The sequence below is a fragment of the Variovorax sp. P4_B10 genome, assembly GCF_056402375.1.
Genome location: NZ_JBFUHN010000030.1, coordinates 1 through 16,761 on the forward strand (window position 1 = coordinate 1; position 16,761 = coordinate 16,761).

Annotated in this window: 13 protein-coding genes, 1 pseudogene and 1 riboswitch; of the genes and pseudogenes, 13 read left to right on the top strand and 1 reads right to left on the bottom strand. The window is 64.7% G+C overall.

Annotated features, from left to right (window positions below):
- The 7 genes and pseudogenes from AC1DXX_RS15485 to tnpC all read left to right on the top strand — a co-directional run.
- Positions 1-2,093 (top strand): FAD/NAD(P)-binding protein (locus AC1DXX_RS15485; RefSeq protein WP_478135089.1); only part of this gene is annotated, 2,093 nt, incomplete at its 5' end.
- Between the two features lie 34 nt (positions 2,094-2,127).
- Entirely contained in the window at positions 2,128-3,033 is a 906-nt protein-coding gene (locus AC1DXX_RS15490) for a nucleoside-diphosphate kinase (RefSeq protein ID WP_478135090.1), read from the top strand.
- 16 nt (positions 3,034-3,049) lie between these two features.
- Positions 3,050-3,898 carry a 3-deoxy-8-phosphooctulonate synthase gene (gene kdsA / locus AC1DXX_RS15495; RefSeq protein WP_478135208.1) on the top strand — a complete coding sequence of 283 codons (849 nt, stop codon included), beginning with the start codon at positions 3,050-3,052 and terminating at the stop codon, positions 3,896-3,898.
- A gap of 152 nt (positions 3,899-4,050) precedes the next feature.
- Positions 4,051-4,242, top strand: coding sequence for a hypothetical protein (locus AC1DXX_RS15500; protein WP_478135091.1), 192 nt, complete (start codon positions 4,051-4,053; stop codon positions 4,240-4,242).
- 332 nt (positions 4,243-4,574) lie between these two features.
- Entirely contained in the window at positions 4,575-4,940 is a 366-nt protein-coding gene (locus AC1DXX_RS15505) for a transposase (protein WP_478135092.1), read from the top strand.
- Entirely contained in the window at positions 4,883-5,272 is a 390-nt protein-coding gene (gene tnpB / locus AC1DXX_RS15510; protein WP_478135093.1) for an IS66 family insertion sequence element accessory protein TnpB, read from the top strand. Before AC1DXX_RS15505 ends, tnpB begins: the two co-directional genes overlap by 58 nt.
- 73 nt (positions 5,273-5,345) lie before the next feature.
- Positions 5,346-6,964 (top strand): annotated as a pseudogene (gene tnpC / locus AC1DXX_RS15515) (IS66 family transposase).
- 19 nt (positions 6,965-6,983) lie between these two features.
- On the opposite strand, the gene AC1DXX_RS15520 reads toward tnpC, so the two are convergent.
- Positions 6,984-7,532: a hypothetical protein gene (locus tag AC1DXX_RS15520; protein ID WP_478135094.1), complete on the bottom strand. Its 549-nt coding sequence runs from the start codon at positions 7,530-7,532 to the stop codon at positions 6,984-6,986.
- A gap of 484 nt (positions 7,533-8,016) precedes the next feature.
- Here AC1DXX_RS15520 and AC1DXX_RS15525 point away from each other — a divergent pair, with 484 nt between their 5' ends.
- The 6 genes from AC1DXX_RS15525 (at position 8,017) to AC1DXX_RS15550 (ending at position 16,741) form a co-directional block, all read left to right on the top strand.
- Positions 8,017-8,202, top strand: coding sequence for a hypothetical protein (locus AC1DXX_RS15525; RefSeq protein WP_478135095.1), 186 nt, complete (start codon positions 8,017-8,019; stop codon positions 8,200-8,202).
- Positions 8,203-8,214: 12 nt separating this feature from the next.
- Positions 8,215-8,469: riboswitch (cobalamin riboswitch) on the top strand.
- Between the two features lie 172 nt (positions 8,470-8,641).
- Complete coding sequence (locus AC1DXX_RS15530; protein ID WP_478135096.1) at positions 8,642-9,958, top strand: cobyrinate a,c-diamide synthase; 1,317 nt, start codon at positions 8,642-8,644, stop codon at positions 9,956-9,958.
- Positions 9,959-10,030: 72 nt separating this feature from the next.
- The gene (gene cobW, locus AC1DXX_RS15535) at positions 10,031-11,092 is read left to right on the top strand and encodes a cobalamin biosynthesis protein CobW (RefSeq protein ID WP_478135209.1); all 1,062 of its coding nucleotides are present in this window, start codon (positions 10,031-10,033) and stop codon (positions 11,090-11,092) included.
- Positions 11,093-11,112: 20 nt separating this feature from the next.
- Positions 11,113-14,967, top strand: coding sequence for a cobaltochelatase subunit CobN (gene cobN / locus AC1DXX_RS15540; protein ID WP_478135097.1), 3,855 nt, complete (start codon positions 11,113-11,115; stop codon positions 14,965-14,967).
- Positions 14,967-16,061 (top strand): magnesium chelatase ATPase subunit I, encoded by a 1,095-nt coding sequence (locus tag AC1DXX_RS15545; RefSeq protein WP_478135098.1) that lies wholly within the window; start codon positions 14,967-14,969, stop codon positions 16,059-16,061. The genes cobN and AC1DXX_RS15545 overlap by 1 nt, the downstream gene beginning before the upstream one ends.
- Positions 16,058-16,741, top strand: a complete 684-nt coding sequence (locus tag AC1DXX_RS15550; protein WP_478135099.1) for a vWA domain-containing protein — start codon at positions 16,058-16,060, stop codon at positions 16,739-16,741. Before AC1DXX_RS15545 ends, AC1DXX_RS15550 begins: the two co-directional genes overlap by 4 nt.
- Positions 16,742-16,761 lie beyond the last annotated feature (20 nt).

Consider the following 16,761-nt stretch of genomic DNA (forward strand, 5'->3'; position numbering starts at 1 on the left):
CCGGTAGCATGCGCATCGGAGGGAGCGCGTTGTCAGTTGTGATTTACGACAAGTCGGGCAGCTTTGGGCCAGGCGTTCATTCCAAAGACCAACCCGCGACTAACCACCTCAACCGGACTGCCGAGCAGGTTTCCCTTTGCGCGGACGCCAGTCACAAGAAGCTGGGTATCGAGGTCTACGAGAGGAAAGTTGAGACTCTCTACCAATGGGCGGCGGAGAAATTTAAGTCCACGAACAATCCGCGCTACCACATAGCGCCCCAGCAGTGGGTCGACCGGGCTCTTGTCGGGGAGGCACTGAGCGACACCTTTGACGCCCTGGTCCTTGAACTAAGAGGCCTGCAGGTGGCCGTGAGACTAGTGCGTTCGCGAGTGACCGACCTTGTTCCTGCCGGCGGCGGAAAGCACAAGGTCGTTTGCGATGACGCGTCGGCCTGGAATGATCTTGCGGCAGATTTCGTATTCCTATGCACTGGACATACTTCCAACATGCCAGCTGCCGGAACACTTGCTGCCGAAATCACGGCGCTAAGCAACGCGGCGACATCCTCCTTGCGGTACGTTCATCATGTTTACCCAATAGAGAAAATAACAAACGAAGTGGTCCCGCCGTCCAGCACGGTTGCGTGCTTAGGAATGGGCCTAGCGGCCATTGACTGCATCAACTGGCTCACCGCAGGCCGCGGTGGCTACTTTGTGGAGGAGGCGGTATCCCGCAAATTGAAGTACATGCCTAGCGGGTTTGAACCTCGCAAGATCTTTCCCATGAGCGAGTCGGGCTTGTTTGTTAGGGCGCGAGCTTTCAACGAGAAAGAGAACGTGGCCGAGCGACGTCACAGCGGGATTGTCTTCAATGAATCGATGTTCGCTTCCCTAAGAAGCACGGAGAAGAGGCAGTGGCCGCGCAAGGACGTCATCGACGCTGAGGTAATACCTCTGCTCGCTTTGGAAATGATGATGCTCTACTACCGCACATTGCTATCGGTGGCGGCCGTTGGCGCAGTGGAAGAGGAAGTCAAGGGTGCTCTGGACCGCCATATCAAAAACCGCCATTTAGGTACAAATGCTTCGACCATCTGGGACGTCTATAGATCAGCCCATGCGCGGTACCGGGGTTACCTAGAGCACCTCGATGTATTGCTGAAATTGCCAGACGAGAAATGCTCGGACCTTGGGCCTGCAGATCACGAGGCGGTCTCTCGGTTTTTGAAGGTTCGCCTGGGCCCCGGGGTTCACACCTTGCTGACTGGAAAACGTCATGCTGATTTTCTGAAGGCGGCGAGGCGTCTCAACAAGGCCCAGTCTCCTTGGGGGCACGATGGTTCGATTCTTCGGCACACCTTTGATTGGAACGAGATCGTGGATCCCCTCGCCAAGCTGGCTGAGGCGGATGATCTACACGCGCAAGCTGCTTCATGGCTGGAGAACGATATTCTTGGCGCAATCCAGGGGAATCTGTCCAATCCAATAAAAGCTGCAATCGATGGAGCAATTCGGGACCTTCGCCCCTGCTTTAGGCAGCAGGTCGAATGGGGTGCCGGTGGCCCATCAGGCACTCGAGATTTGTTTACCAAATGGTATCGTGTTACCAATCGGCTTGCAGTTGGAACGACCCTTGAGCTTATGAGGAAGATGCTAGCTTTGGTGGAGGTCGGAATCGTGGACCTATCATTCTGTCGAGATCCTCTTAAGGAAGTTAACAGCGAAGGTGTGCGCTTGAAATTTGGTGACCGGTCTAGTGTTGCCAGCGTAGTCTTGAACGCGGTCGTTCATAGATTCAATTTGTCGCTCAGTGACAGTGAGCTGTATCAGAACCTGAGGCGTCGTGGTGTTGTGCGCGAATGGGCTGTCACCGATGGAGCTGAGTCCTACTCTCCTGGTTCGTTGGAGGTTGATAGAGAGAGTCGGCTGGTCGTCGGGGAAAATGGGGTAATTCTTCCTAACATCGTAGCCTTGGGTAGCCCGGTCGATGGCCCGTTCTATTACCGCTTGGCTTTGAGTCGGCCATATGTTTCTGACACGATATTGTTTGATGCGGACCAAGCGGTGAACAGCGTAGTCAGCCATTGGAGTTCATTGCAGGCAAACTCCTGACTGGATTCGCACGGAATTTCATGCCATTTTAACCGTGAACAATTCAGATCATCTCGAAATGCTGAGAAGTGATTTGCTGCTTCTCAGTCGTGTGGCGCAAAAACAAAGGGCGTTCGAGGCCGACACCTACTTCATAGAGGGGAGGGCGACCCTAATTGGTGCCATGGGGCCAAGCGCGAAAGAGTTTGCAATGAATCACTCGTTGTTGGTTGTCAAACCGGACGCAATAGTCGGTCGGAGGGTCGAGCAGGTTGTTGAGTGGCTTATGATATCTGGCTACGCCGTTGTCGGAGCAAAGGTACTCCGCTTCAACCGGCACATGATCCGGGCCATGTGGGGATATCATTGGAACGCCATGACAGAGGAGCACAAGCTGGTCGTGGATAAGCTGATGTTGTCGGGAGACGCTCTGGCGCTCATCGTCCGAGCTTCGGCGCGAGAGCAAACGGGTATTCCGGCGACAGTGATGCTTAGTGGCCAAAAAGGGTCAGCCTCCCCGCAGAGTAGGACGCCAGGGCAACTGCGATACAAGGTCGCTTTCAAGCTGCAGTTGCTCAATGCAGTGCATAGCCCTGATGAGCCTGCAGATCTCGTTCGAGAGTTGGCCGTTTTGTTCGAGCGAGAAGAGCGTCTGCAATTGCTTCAAGACGTCGTTTCAGGAGTTGAGATGTCGCCGGAACAACTTACTAAACTTACGGATACGTTGTACGCGACGAATGAATACCAAAATATCGAGCGGTTCTGTGCAGAAGCTGCTGGAATACGGGCGCGCGGCGTAAATGATGTGGCCCTGGCGAAGGGCGCTGTACTGGGGGGCTGGAATCTCCTTGTCAAGTATGCGAGCACCGTGCGAAATGAGATTCCTGGTGTTGAACGGCTGATTCCAAAGCCAGGATCAGACGCGTGGATGAGTTCGATCAATGAGAAAAAAGTTTGTTGAATCAGGAAGGGTACTGATGAAAGAGGTTCGGATTCGGGGCTCCATAACGGTTGGCAACAATAGCCCGCTCGTTCTTTTCGGTGGCGTGAATGTTTTGGAATCACGGGAGCTGGCGTTGCGCACGGCAGAAGAGTTCGTACGTGTTGCGGAAGCTCTAAACATTCCATACGTGTTCAAAGGCAGCTTTGACAAGGCCAATAGATCGTCGATCAAATCATATAGAGGCCCTGGTATTGAGGAAGGCTTAGTGATCCTTGATGCTGTTAAGCAGGCCTTCGGTGTGCCGGTCTTGACCGATGTTCATGAGCCTTGGCAGGCGCAGCCCGCAGCGGAAGTTGCCGATGTGCTCCAACTTCCGGCGTTCCTTGCACGGCAGACGGACTTGGTTGTGKCGCTAGCGGCGACTGGCCGTCCAATCAATGTGAAAAAGCCTCAATTTATGAGTCCGACGCAGGTAGCAAATGTCGTCGATAAGTGCGCTGAAGCGGGCAACGAGCAGGTGCTCCTGTGCGACCGCGGGACCTCCTTTGGTTATGACAACCTCGTCGTCGACATGTTGGGCTTCGGTGTCATGAGGCGTGCTACTGGCGACTGCCCCATCATTTTCGACGCAACACATGCGTTGCAACAGCGCGAGGCGAGTGCCATCGCCTCAGGGGGAAGGCGGAGCCAATTACTGGAGTTGGCGCGCGCTGGCGTCGCGGTTGGTCTTGCAGGAATATTCCTGGAAGCTCACCCGGACCCTGCAATGGCAAAGTGCGATGGCCCAAGTGCCCTGCCGCTGGACAAGGTGGAACCGTTGCTGCGACAGTTGAAGAGTCTGGATGACCTCGTGAAGTCCTTCCCTGCTGTAGAAATCAGCTGAATCCGGGTTGGGTCGAGCTCCTTCGACACCTTGCCCAGATGCTAGCGAGCCAAGCGTGCAGATCATCGTATGCGGTCAATGAACCCCGTCTTTGAGCCGCAGGCTGTGACCTGACAGCCTACGTTCCCACGTAGATGAACGCGGGAACGTAAATGACAGACGATTTGGAAGACCTCAAACGCCGGCTGGTGGTGGGGCACAAGAGCGACGGACGCAGCCTGTGCGACGAGGCAGCGAAGTCGCGACTGGTGGCACTGTGCCTGCAGCCAGGCGCCTCGGTGTCGCGCCTGGCGCGCGAGAGCCGCGACCTCGCCCGATCACTGGCTCTTCCAAACCGGCATTGACCCGGCTAGGCACCCGCGCCAAGCCAAGCCCAGCCCGCCGTATGCGTCCGCCCAACACATATTGAATCCCCCAGGCGGCTGGGCCGTAAGCGTCCAGTCACCTCATCTTGACGATTCAGGTGCTGAAGATGCTGATCTGTGCAGACGACAGTCGCTGTATCCTTCAATGATGAGATGCACTGCTGCGTTGGAATGAACAGACCATGACCCTTGATCACCGAGTATTTGTTGCGTTGAAGCGGCCACCCGGTTACGAGGACGGTATGCGTCCGCCCAACACATATTGAATCCCCCAGGCGGCTGGGCCAGCATGGTGTGCACCAGACCGATAGGTGGACACCATCAAAGACTCCAAGCGACTCACTCGGCGGCGCCATGACGCCGCCCTCAAGGCTCAAGTTCTGGCCGAATGCGCCAAGCCCGAAGCTTCGGTGGCCGGCATCGCGCTGGCCCATGGCCTGAACGCCAACCTGGTGCACAAGTGGCGCCGGATGGCTGCGGGGCCATCAACGCAGAAGCCGGTTGTGAACCCGATCCCCGCTCACTCGTTCATCGCGTTGCCGGTTGCGCCTCCCGCGGTTACGCCCGCCCAAGAACTGGTCATCGAACTGCGTCGAGGCACGCTCATGGTCAAGGCTACATGGCCCATCACCGCTGCCGCCGAGTGCGCGGCCTGGATGCGCGAGCTGCTGCGGTGATCCGCATCGATGCGGTGTGGCTTGCGGCCGAACCGCTGGACATGCGCGCCGGCACCGACACCGCGTTGGCGCGCGTCGTGCAAGTCTTCGGATCGGCCAAGCCTCATCACGCCTACCTGTTCGCCAACCGAAGGGCCAACCGCATGAAGGTGCTGGTGCACGACGGTATCGGCGTCTGGCTGTGCGCCCGCCGACTCCATCAGGGCCGCTTCCTCTGGGCCAACACCGCCCTGGGGGCGCAGATGGCCCTGTCTCGTGAACAACTCGACGCGCTCGTGCTCGGCCTTCCCTGGCAGCGCCTGGGCGATGGAGGCGCCATCACCATGGCGTGAGCGGGAGGTGGCCCTGCAGCAATTGGGGCGTTTGCGAATGGCCCTTGCCGCGGAGTTCGGCACACTGGCGTTCATGCTCACCAGCGAACAACTCCAGGGACTCGGCGAGGCCGAGTTGCGCGCGCTGGCGCAGGGGTTGCTGGCCCAGATCACCGAGCGCGATGGCTTGATCGCCGAGCGGGATGCCGAGATCGCGCTCAGGCAAGCCCAGCTCACGCAGGCCGACAGCGAGATGCTGATGAAGGATCGCAAGCTCGTCTGGAGCGAAGCCCGCATCGACCAACTCACCCACGAGATCGCGGTGCTCAAGCGCTGGAAGTTCAGTGCCCGCACGAGCAACTCGACGCTGCGCAGAAGAACCTGCTCGACGAGACTGTCGATGCCGACATTGCCGCCATCGAACTGGAACTCGAGCTGTTCAGAACGAAGCCGCAGACCCCGCCGCCGCAGCACCCGAAGCGGGCACCGCTGCCGGCTCACCTGCCGCGCACGTCGTTCCATCACGAACCCGCCTGCACCACCTGCAAGTGCGGCTGCGAGCTCAAGCGCATCGGCGAGGACGTGAGCGAGAAGCTCGACTACACGCCTGGTGTGTTCACGGTGGAGCGCCACGTTCGGGGCAAATGGGCCTGCGCGAAGTGCGAGACCCTGATCCAGGCGCCGGTGCCCGCACAAGTCATCGACAAGGGCATGCCGACCGCCGGCTTGCTGGCCCAAGTGCTGGTGGCGAAGTACGCCGACCACATGCCCTTGTACCGCCAGGAAGGCATCTTCGCGCGGGCCGGCATGCCGCTGGCGCGCTCCACGCTGGCCGAATGGGTGGGCGCATGCGGCGTGCAGCTGCAGCCGCTGGTCGACGCGCTCAAGCAAGAGATCCTGAGCCACAGCGTGCTGCACGCCGACGAGACGCCGGTGGCGATGCTCACTCCGGGCAAGAAGAAGACGCACAAGGCCTACCTGTGGGCGTACTGTCCCAGTGTCTTCGAGGGCCTCCGGGCCGTCGTCTATGACTTCGCGGAGAGCCGCGCCGGCGAACACGCGCGCACCTTCCTGCAGCAGGGCGGCGAGCCATGGATCGGCAAGCTGGTGTGCGACGACTACGCGGGATACAAGGCCAGCTTCACGCAGGGCGTCACCGAGATCGGCTGCGCTGCGCACGCCAGGCGCAAGTTCTTCGAGCTCCAGGCGAGCACCAAGAGTGCTGTGGCCGAGCAGGCGATGAAGTTCTTCGGTGAGCTCTACGAGATCGAGCGCGAGGTGCACGGCTTGACCACGCAGCAGCGACTAGCGATCCGCCAACACAAGGCCAGGCCCGTGACCGATGCGCTGCACGCATGGATGATCGCGCACCGCCTTCGCGCGACCGATGGCACGGCGCTGGCCCGGGCGCTGGACTACAGCCTGAAGCGATGGACTGCGCTCACGCGCTACATCGACGATGGGCAATTGCCGATCGACAACAACTGGGTGGAGAACCAGATCCGACCGATCGCACTCGGGCGCTCGAACTGGTTGTTCGCGGGCTCGCTGCGGGCGGGGCAACGCGCGGCCGCGGTGATGAGCTTGATCCAGTCGGCCAAGCTGAACGGGCTCGATCCGTACGCGTACTTAAAGGCCGTCCTGCAGCGCCTGCCCACGCACAAAGCGCGTCTCGTGGGGGAGTTGCTGCCGCATCGCTGGACGCCAGGCTAGACCGCCGAGAGGGAAGGCCTCAACTCTGACATATCTCTCCAGAATCCAGTCGCAATCGAAAGGACTTCCAGCCTCCTGGAGGGTCCCACTCAGCATCGCCAAAGATCTCGCCGTCTTGGACTCGGTGAATGACGACACCATCGATTCCAAGCCCTGACCTCCGCCACAAGAGTTGGCCAGCGCCGTCGAAGCGCAGCAACTCTGAAGCCGATGCGACCAGCACCGACGAACCAAGATTGGGCGACTCAAGATCCAAAGTCGTGAATACATGGCCGAAGTAGCCGTCGAGCGAGTGCGATGCCAAGCTCGCCGTCTTGGGCGAGAACACCGCAACTTGCTGACCGTAGCCGATGTAAACCAGTTCGCCGATGCAGCGTACGTCTTGAAAGCAAGATTGGCCAACGCTTGCGAACAAATCGACTCGCCATCGAACCTCCGATCCCACGCTGATCCCGACTGCCGTGGCTGCACGCTCCGTTGATCCAGAAGGGTTCCCGAGTACAGCGCAACCGGCGTCCTGCCAGTTGCTGATGTCCTCGGTGGCAATGAAGGTCGCTTGCAGGCTCATTCGCATCAGTCTAATGGGGCAGGTCGGCTGGTCCGTCAACACGGATTGCTCGGACGCTTACAGCCCGCCTCCCTATGTTCAAACTGCGCGCCACGCTCATCAGTCAAGGCTGCGATGATGCTGGCCGCGTATGAACCAGTCAGCGGGCACGGGATGCTCCGAGCCACAATTGCAACTCAGCCGCGGCTTCGCATACATCGCCGTGCGGCAACGGTAAGGTGCGGAACGACTCCTTGATGCTCGCCTTCGACGGGCAGAAAATCCGGGAAAGCTTCGACAAGAGCCATGGTCATGGCGACGAACGGCGCAGAGGACTACGACGATGCCTACTACGCGAAGAATCCAGGCTCGGCCGAAGCCTCGGAGGGCCAGCCCTTGCCGGTCTGGCGCGCGCATTGGTCGACGGCACGGAACTCTATGCCGATCCCGCCTCGGGCAGGGTGCTGTTGCGGGTCGACAGGTCGGGGCGATGGCAGCGGGGTTCATGTACCAGGGATTGCACAGCCTCGATTTCGGGCCGCTGCGCGAACGACCTTGGTTGCGCGAGGCGTCGGTGCTGATCCTGTCAGCCCTGGGCATCGCCTTGTGCATCACATCGTGCGTCATCGGCTGGCGCGCCCTGGTGCCCAAGGCGGCGGCGCGTAAGACAACCGGGCGGCGCACCGCATGAGTGGAGGTGTTCCGCTATGATCAGTCCGTTGGTGCTCGTTTCGTCCTTCCGGTCGAAGCAGTTCAACGGGAATCAGGAGGGGTGGTGCGGCAAGCCATCGCGCGCCCTAACCTGAGCTGCCCCCGCAACGGTAAGCGAACGTGAGCCCTCGTGCTCGCCGCTCGTGTCTATAGCCCACTAGGTCAATCCGCGCAATCTGCGCTGCCTGGGAAGGGAACACGGGTCGTCTTCGCCAGCCCGGATACCGGCCAACGAGGCGGCGCGCTGTGCGAACGGCGCGCCTTGTGGTGCGTACCTGCGGGGAAGCGGGTGAGCATGGCTGGCGCGGTATTTTCTCTATGACACGCATCCCCTTCAGGCGACATGGCCCTGGCTCACGCCCGCTGTGCGATGGCGTCCATGCGCTGCGAGTGGCCGGGAGGCCGATGAAGGCCGAGGGATGATTGCACCCGCAGCCTTCCGCTGTCCCGCGCTGCTGGTCACGGCCCCGGCCTCGGGCCAAGGCAAGACCACCGTCACTGCCGCTTTGGCGCATTGGCATCGCAGCAAGGGCCGGCGCGTGCGCGTGTTCAAGACCGGGCCGGATTTTCTCGACCCCATGGTCCTCGAGCGTGCCAGCGGCGCGCCGGTGCAGCAGCTCGACTTGTGGATGGGGGGAGAGGCGCACTGCGGCGAGCTCTTGCACCGTGCGGCTGCAGAGGTCGACCTGATCCTGGTCGAAGGCGCGATGGGGCTGCACGATGGAACGCCGTCGAGTGCCGATCTGGCGCTGCATTTCGGACTGCCGGTACTGGCCGTGATCGATGCATCGTCGATGGCGCAGACCTTTGGCGCAGTCGCCCACGGGCTGGCGACCTATCGCCCCGGCCTGCAGCTGGCGGGCGTGCTGGCCAATCGCGTGGGCAGCGCGGGCCATGCGCAGATGGTGCGCGAGAGCCTGCCGGCCGGCATGGCCTGGTACGGCGCGCTGCCGCGCGGCGGGCACTACGCGTTGCCGTCGCGTCACCTCGGCCTCGTGCAGGCCGGCGAGGTCGACGACATCGCCGAGCGCATCGGAGCCGCCGCGCTTGCGCTTGCCGAGCACGGGGCGCTGCCGATGCCGCCTGCCGTGGATTTCAACGCGCCGCTGCGCTCGGCTTCGGATTCAGGTCTGCCCGTCTCGCTCGCCGGCGTGACGATCGCCATCGCGCAAGATGCCGCCTTCTCGTTCGTCTACTCCGCCAATCTCGACCTCCTGCGTACCCTGGGCGCGCAACTCCGTTTCTTTTCGCCGCTGGCCAACGAACCGGTGCCGCAAGAGGCGCACGCGCTGTACCTTCCGGGCGGTTACCCGGAACTGCACTTGCAAGCGCTGGCCGGCAATGCAGCGACGCGCGAATCCATCGCTGCGCACCATGCCGCGGGTCGCCCGATGGTCGCGGAGTGCGGCGGCATGCTGGTGCTGCTGGAGTCGCTGAGCGACGCTGCCGGCCACAAGGCGCCCATGCTGGGTTTGCTGCCCGGGCAGGGCGCGATGTCCGACCGGCTCGTCAATCTCGGCATGCACAGTCTGGAGTTGCCCGAAGGCGAGGTCCGCGGCCACACTTTTCATCACGCCCGCATCGACACGCGCACGCCGGCTGCACTGCACACGCGGGCCCGGCGCCACCACGGCCAAGCCGAAGCGGTCTTCCGCCAGAAACGCCTTTTCGCGTCCTTCATGCATCTGTACTTTCCGAGCAATCCGGCGGCCATCGCCGCGTTGTTCAAGCCCTGATCGCGCGCTGGCAACGCCGCACGCGACCCCACAGAACCACCACAGCCCATGCAAACCTCGACTTCCACGCCCATGCAAAGCCGCAAGATCCCCGCCACCATCGTCACCGGCTTCCTCGGCAGCGGCAAAACCACGCTGCTGCGCCACCTGTTGCAGAACGCCCAGGGCCGGCGCATCGCGGTCATCGTCAACGAGTTCGGCGAACTGGGCATCGACGGCGAGTTGCTGCGCGGCTGCGGCATCGGCTGCGACGAGACCGGGGCGCCGGACGGCCAGTTGTTCGAGCTGGCCAACGGCTGCCTGTGCTGCACCGTGCAGGAAGAGTTTGCGCCGGTGATGGAGCAACTGGCCGCGCGGCGCGATCAGATCGATCACCTGGTCATCGAGACCTCGGGCCTGGCCCTGCCCAAGCCCCTGGTGCAGGCCTTCCAGTGGCCGGCGCTGCGCAACGCATTCACGGTGGACGCGGTGATCACGGTGGTGGATGCACCGGCCGTCGCCGCCGGCCGCTTCGCGGACGATCCGCTGGCGGTAGACGCCCAGCGCCGCGCCGACGAGAACCTCGACCACGATTCGCCCTTGTCGGAGTTGTTCGAAGACCAGCTCGCGACCGCCGACCTGGTGGTCGTGCACAAGACGGATGGGCTCGACGCGGCGACGCTGGCCGGCGTGGAGGCCGTCATCCGCGCCGAGACCGCGACAGGCGTGAAGCTGGTGCATGCGCAGCACGGGCGCATCGACCTGGGTGTGCTGCTGGGCATGGAGCGGGCGGTGGAGGATGCGATCGACCAGCGCAAGACTCACCACGACGAGGAGGAAGACCACGACCACGACGCCTTCGACTCGGTCTCGGTGACCCTGCAGGTCCCTGACCGCGGCCGCTTGCTGGCCGCCTTGCAGAGTCTGATCGAGCGCCACGAGATCTATCGGGCCAAAGGCTTCGTCGCATTGCCCGGCGCAGCGATGCGGCTGGTGGTGCAAGGCGTCGGCACGCGCTTCGACAGCTACTTCGACCGGCCCTGGCGGGCCGACGAGGCTCGGCAGACGCGCCTTGTGCTGATCGGGGCAGGACTCGATGCGGCAGCCTTGCAAGCCGAGCTGGACGCGGCGCTTAGCGTGGCCGCGGTGGCCTGACGCGTCGCCGAAAGCCCCTCATGCATCTGCTGTCCACCCGCCCCGGCGGCCACGTCGAAGACGGCGGCCAAGGCGTCGTGCGCGTGGCGCAGACGCCCGCCTCGGTGGTCGTGCTCAGCGCCGCCGACACCACCCTGTCGCTGCTCGCCGACGCGGCCGGGCAGATGGGCGCCGACTATCCCAGCGTGCGCCTGGCCAACCTGATGTGGCTTCGACAGCCGGCTTCCGTGGACATGTATGTCGACGACGTGCTGCGCCATGCCCGCGTGGTGGTGATCGACCATCTGGGTACCCCGAGCGACTGGGCCTACCTGGTGGAGCGCGCCATGTCCTCGGCACGCGAACGCGGTCAATGGCTGGCGATATTCTCGGGCGATGCTTCCGAAGACATGCAGCTGCTCATGCGCAGCAGCGCGCCGCACGACGATTGCCGCCATCTTTGGCGGTGCCTCCGCGAAGGAGGGCTCGACAATGCGAAGGCCTTCTTCTCGCTGATCGGCCATGCGGCGTTCGGGCTGGGCAGCCGGCCGGCGCAGCCGGTGCCCCTGCCTTCGGCCGTGCGCTATCGGCCGCGGGAGGTTGCCGGCCATGCCACCTGGAAGGCAGGCGCGCCGGTGGCGCTGCTGCTGTTCTACCGCGCCCATCTGCAAGCAGGCAACACGGCAGTGTTCGACGCCATGCTCGAAGCGCTGTCGGCCGCCGACCTGAACGCGATGGCACTCGCCGTGGATTCGCTCAAGAATCCCGACAGCCACGCCGCGGTGCAGGCTCTGGTCGCGGAACACCGCGTGTCGATCGTGCTGAACGCGACCAGCTTCGCGGTGGCGTCGATCGACGGCCGCGACGATGGGAGCGCAGGCGACGGCGGCATGTCGCTGGCCACGCTGGCCGGGGACGCCCCCGTGCTGCAGCTCATTACTGCCGGCGGCACGCAGGAGCAATGGCTGGCCGACCCGCACGGCCTTGCGCCGCGCGATCTGGCCATGCAGGTGGTACTGCCCGAGGTGGATGGGCGCATCCTCACGCGCGCCATCAGTTTCAAGGGCATGGCCTGGCGCTGCAAGCACACCGAGCTCGACGTGCTTCGCTACCAGGCCGAGCCCGGCCGGATGGCCTTCGTGGCCGAACTGGCACGCCGCTGGTGCGTGTTGCGCGACAAGCCCAACGCCGACAAGCGGATCGCGCTGATCCTGGCCAACTACCCGATCGACGATGCGCGCATCGCCAATGGCGTCGGGCTGGACACGCCGGCGTCGACCGTGGTCGTGTTGCAGGAACTGCGGGCCGCGGGGTACCTGACCGGGGATCTGCCCGCCAGCGGCGACGCCCTGATCGCAGCGCTGTTGCGCGGCATCACCAACGACAGCGACGCCAATGGCGGCCGGCCCGCCGCGCAGAGCTTTTCGCTGGCCGACTACCTGGAAGATTTCAATCGATTGCCCGCCGACAGCAGGGCGGCGGTCAACGCCCTGTGGGGAGCGCCCGAGCAAGAGCCGTCGCTGCGCAGCGGGCGCTTCACGATTGCCGGCCTGCGCTTCGGTCACGTCTTCGTCGGCATTCAGCCGGCGCGCGGGCGTGCCGTGGACCTTGCGGCCACCTACCACGACGCGGACCTGGTGCCGCCCCACCACTACCTGGCCTTCTACTTCTGGCTGCGCCGCGCCTTCGCGGTCGACGCGATGGTGCATGTGGGCACGCACGGCAATCTCGAGTGGCTGCCGGGCAAGAGCGTGGCACTGAGCGAGGCGTGCTGGCCCGACGCCATCCTGGGCCCGCTGCCGCATCTCTATCCCTTCATCGTCAACGACCCGGGCGAAGGGAGCCAGGCAAAGCGGCGTACCCAGGCCGTGATCATCGACCACCTGATGCCGGCGATGACGCGCGCCGAGACCTATGGCCCGCTGCAGCAGTTGGAGCGGCAGATGGACGAGTACTACGAAGCCCTGTCGCTCGACCCGCGACGCGCGCGGCTGTTGCGCGAGGACATCCTCGGACGCACCGTGCGCGAAGGCTTGCACGAGGAACTGGGTTTCGCGCGGCCGACCGACGAGAGTGCCCGGGAGAGCCTGTTGAAGGGGCTGGACGCCTATCTTTGCGAGATCAAGGAATCCCAGATCCGCGACGGTTTGCATGTTCTGGGGCGTTCGCCGCAAGGCCGCCAGCGCATCGACACGCTGCTGGCGCTGGCGCGTTTTCCGGGCGGCACGGCCGCCAGCCAGAAGAGCCTGCTGGTCGCACTGGCGCAAGACCTTGGCGTGGAGGGCGCGGACGGCTTCAGCGCTCTGGGGCCGGACTGGGCCGCGCCGTGGCGCGGTCCGCGTCCGAAGGTGTTGCAAGAACTCAGTGCCGAGGCATGGCGCCACGCCGGCCACACGCGCGAGCGGCTTGAACTGCTGGCCGCGCGCCTGGTGGCGGTGCAGGCGGTGTCCGGCGACACCCGGGCGGGCGCTGCGCATGATGCCTTCGATGTCCATGCCTGGCCCCATGCGGCACCGGTGCTGCAGCGCCTGAAGGAGGTGCTGGCCCCCCGCCTCGATGCCTGCGGCCCCCAGGAAATGACGCAATTGCTGCGAGGCCTGGCCGGACGCTTCGTGCCCCCTGGCCCGAGCGGCGCGCCGTCGCGCGGTCGGCCCGATGTGCTGCCCACCGGACGCAATTTCTACAGCGTCGACACCCGTGCCGTGCCCACGCCCACGGCCTACGCCATGGGTGCGGCCGCGGCGGAAAGACTGATCGAGCGGCACCTGCAGGACCACGGCACGATGCCTGGCGAGGTGGGCTTGTCCGTCTGGGGCACCAGCACCATGCGCACCGGCGGCGAAGACGTGGCGCAGGCTTTCGCGCTGCTGGGCGTGCGGCCGAAGTGGGCCGACGGCAGCGCGCGCGTGATCGACATCGAAGTGTTGCCGATGGCTGTGCGCCATCGGCCGCGTGTGGACGTGACTCTGCGCGTGTCGGGGTTCTTCCGCGATGCCTTTCCCAACGTGATCGACCTTTTCGACACGGCCGTGCGCGCCGTGGCCGCAATCAGCGAAGACGATGAATCCGACGAGGTGAACCCGATCCGTGCCCGCGTACGGCGCGAGGCCGCCGAGGCCCTGGCGGCCGGCCAACCCGTCGACCAGGCGCAGCGCCAGGCCACGTGGCGCGTGTTCGGCCCGCGTCCGGGCGGCTACGGCGTGGGTGTGCAGGAGGTACTGGACAGCGGTCGATGGCAACACAGTGCCGACATCGCCCAGGCCTATCTGCAGGCCGGTGCCTTTGCCTATGGGCAGGGCGAGCACGGTGTTGCCGCGCGCGCCTCGTTCGAGCAACGTCTGGGACAACTCGATGCGGTGCTGCACAACCAGGACAACCGCGAGCACGACGTGCTCGACGCTGCCGATCACGCTCAGTTCCAGGGCGGGATGGCGGCCGCCGTGGCGCATCTTGCGGGCGCACCGGCTGCGCTCTACCACGGCGATTTCAGCGTGCCGGGGTCGCCGCGTATCCGCAGCTTGCGCGAAGAGGTCGCGCGCGTGGTGCGATCGCGCGCCGTCAACCCGAAGTGGCTGGACGGCGTGCGGCGGCACGGCTACAAGGGCGCGGCGGAGATCTCCACCACCGTGGACAACCTGTTCGCGTACAGCGCCACCACGGGCGTGGTCGGCGATCACCAGTACGCGCTGATGGCCGATGCCTACCTGCACGACGACAAGACGCGCGAGTTCCTGCAGCGGCACAACCCGCTGGCCTTGCGCAGCATTGGCGAACGCCTGCTGGACGCCATGCGGCGCGGCTTGTGGCAAGAAGCCGGCGACCACCGCGAACGCATCGAACACCACCTTCTGGCGCTGGAGCGCCGGCTCGAGGACCACGGCGAAGGGCCGCTCTGATGACACCCCATTCCACCGAAGCGATCGCCGGCCCGAAGCTCGAGCCCGCCAGCCGAACGACCTTCCCCTTCAGTGCGCTGATCGGTCAACCCATGCTGCAACGCGCGCTGTTGCTCGCGGCCATCGACCCCGGTATCGGCGGCGTGCTCATCAGCGGACCGCGAGGCACCGCGAAGTCGACCGCGGCGCGGGCCTTGGCCGCGTTGCTGCCGCCTACGCCCGCTTCGTCGGCTGCGCCCTTCGTCACCTTGCCGCTGTCCGCCACCGTCGAGCAGCTGGTGGGAACGCTGGACGTCGAGGACGTGCTCCGCGATGGGCGGCTGCGCCTGGCACCGGGCCTCGTGACGCGCGCCCACCATGGCGTGCTGTACGTCGATGAAGTCAACCTGCTGCCCGACGCACTGGTCGACGCGTTGCTCGATGTCGCCGCCAGCGGCGTGAACACCGTCGAGCGCGACGGCATTTCGCAACAGCACGCCGCACGCTTCGTGCTGGTCGGGACCATGAATCCCGAGGAAGGCGAACTGCGCCCCCAGTTGCTGGATCGTTTCGGCCTGTCGGTGGCGCTGGCCAACCCGAGCGAAGCCGGGCAGCGGATGGCGATCGTGCGCGCGCGTTTGCGCTTCGACGAAGACCCGCTTGGGGTGGCCGAAGCCCATGCCGGTGAACAGGCCCGCCTGGCTGCGGCGGTCGTTGCAGCCAGCGCCGGGCTGGCGCGCCTGGCGTGGTCGGATGCCGTGCTGCAGCGCGCTGCGGAATGCGCGCTCGCGGCTGGCGTGGACGGCATGCGGGCCGACCTGGTGATGCTGAGAGCGGCGCGTGCGCTCGCTGCATTCGAGGGCCGCACCGAAGTCACGACGGACGATGTCGATGCGGTGGCGGAACTGGCATTGGCCCATCGACGGGAGGAGGGCAGGAGCAGCCCGGCGCCAGAGCCGAAAGCCGACATGCGTCAGGCGGCGCCGACATCCGCCGGCAGTTCCGCACCATCCGCCAACAGTTCCCCCATGGGCGACTGGGGTGCGCTGCCGCCGATTCCCGAAGCCACTTCCCGCGTGCAGCCCGAAGGAGGGTGGCCCGCAAAAAAAGCGTGAGCCACCGCAGCCGCCTCATGCGCGCCGGGCGCGGAGGTCTGCGGTGGCTGAATCCAGCCCGGCAGCCATTGCTGGCGCCGCCTGCACATCCGGATGCCGGGCCTTCGCGGGCTGCCATCGCATGGTTGCCCACCCTGCTGGCGAAGGGCCCGCAGCCTTTGCAAGGCGGGCATCTGCGCTACAGCCAGCGCTCGGTGCAACCGGCGCGTCTGCACCTGATCGTGCTCGACACCTCCGGCTCGATGCGCCAGCGCGGGCGGCTGGCGCTGGCCAAGGGGCACGCCACCTGGCTGATCGAGCAGGCAGCGCGCGCCGGCGACAGCGTGGCCATGCTGAGCTTTGGCGGTCAGGGCGTCGAGCTGCGACTGCCGCCCGGTCGGGCGCGCGCGTCTTGCAGGGAAAAGGTTCGAGCGCTGGGCGGTGGCGGGGGCACGCCGCTGGCGCATGCCCTGGCACAGGCCGACAAGGTGCTGCGCCGCGCCGAGCGTCGCGACGGTCCGGCCGAATCCTGGCTCTGGCTGCTGACCGATGGCCGGACGCTGGAGCAGCCGGCGGCACCCGAGGCCCCGCAGCATGTCGTGATCATCGATTTCGACGAAGCCGCGCGCGCCATCGGCCGCTGCGCCGCCTGGGCGCAGCGCTGGGGCGCGGAACATCGCCTCGCCAGCCGATCCGAGTGACACCAGGAACAAAGTAGAAC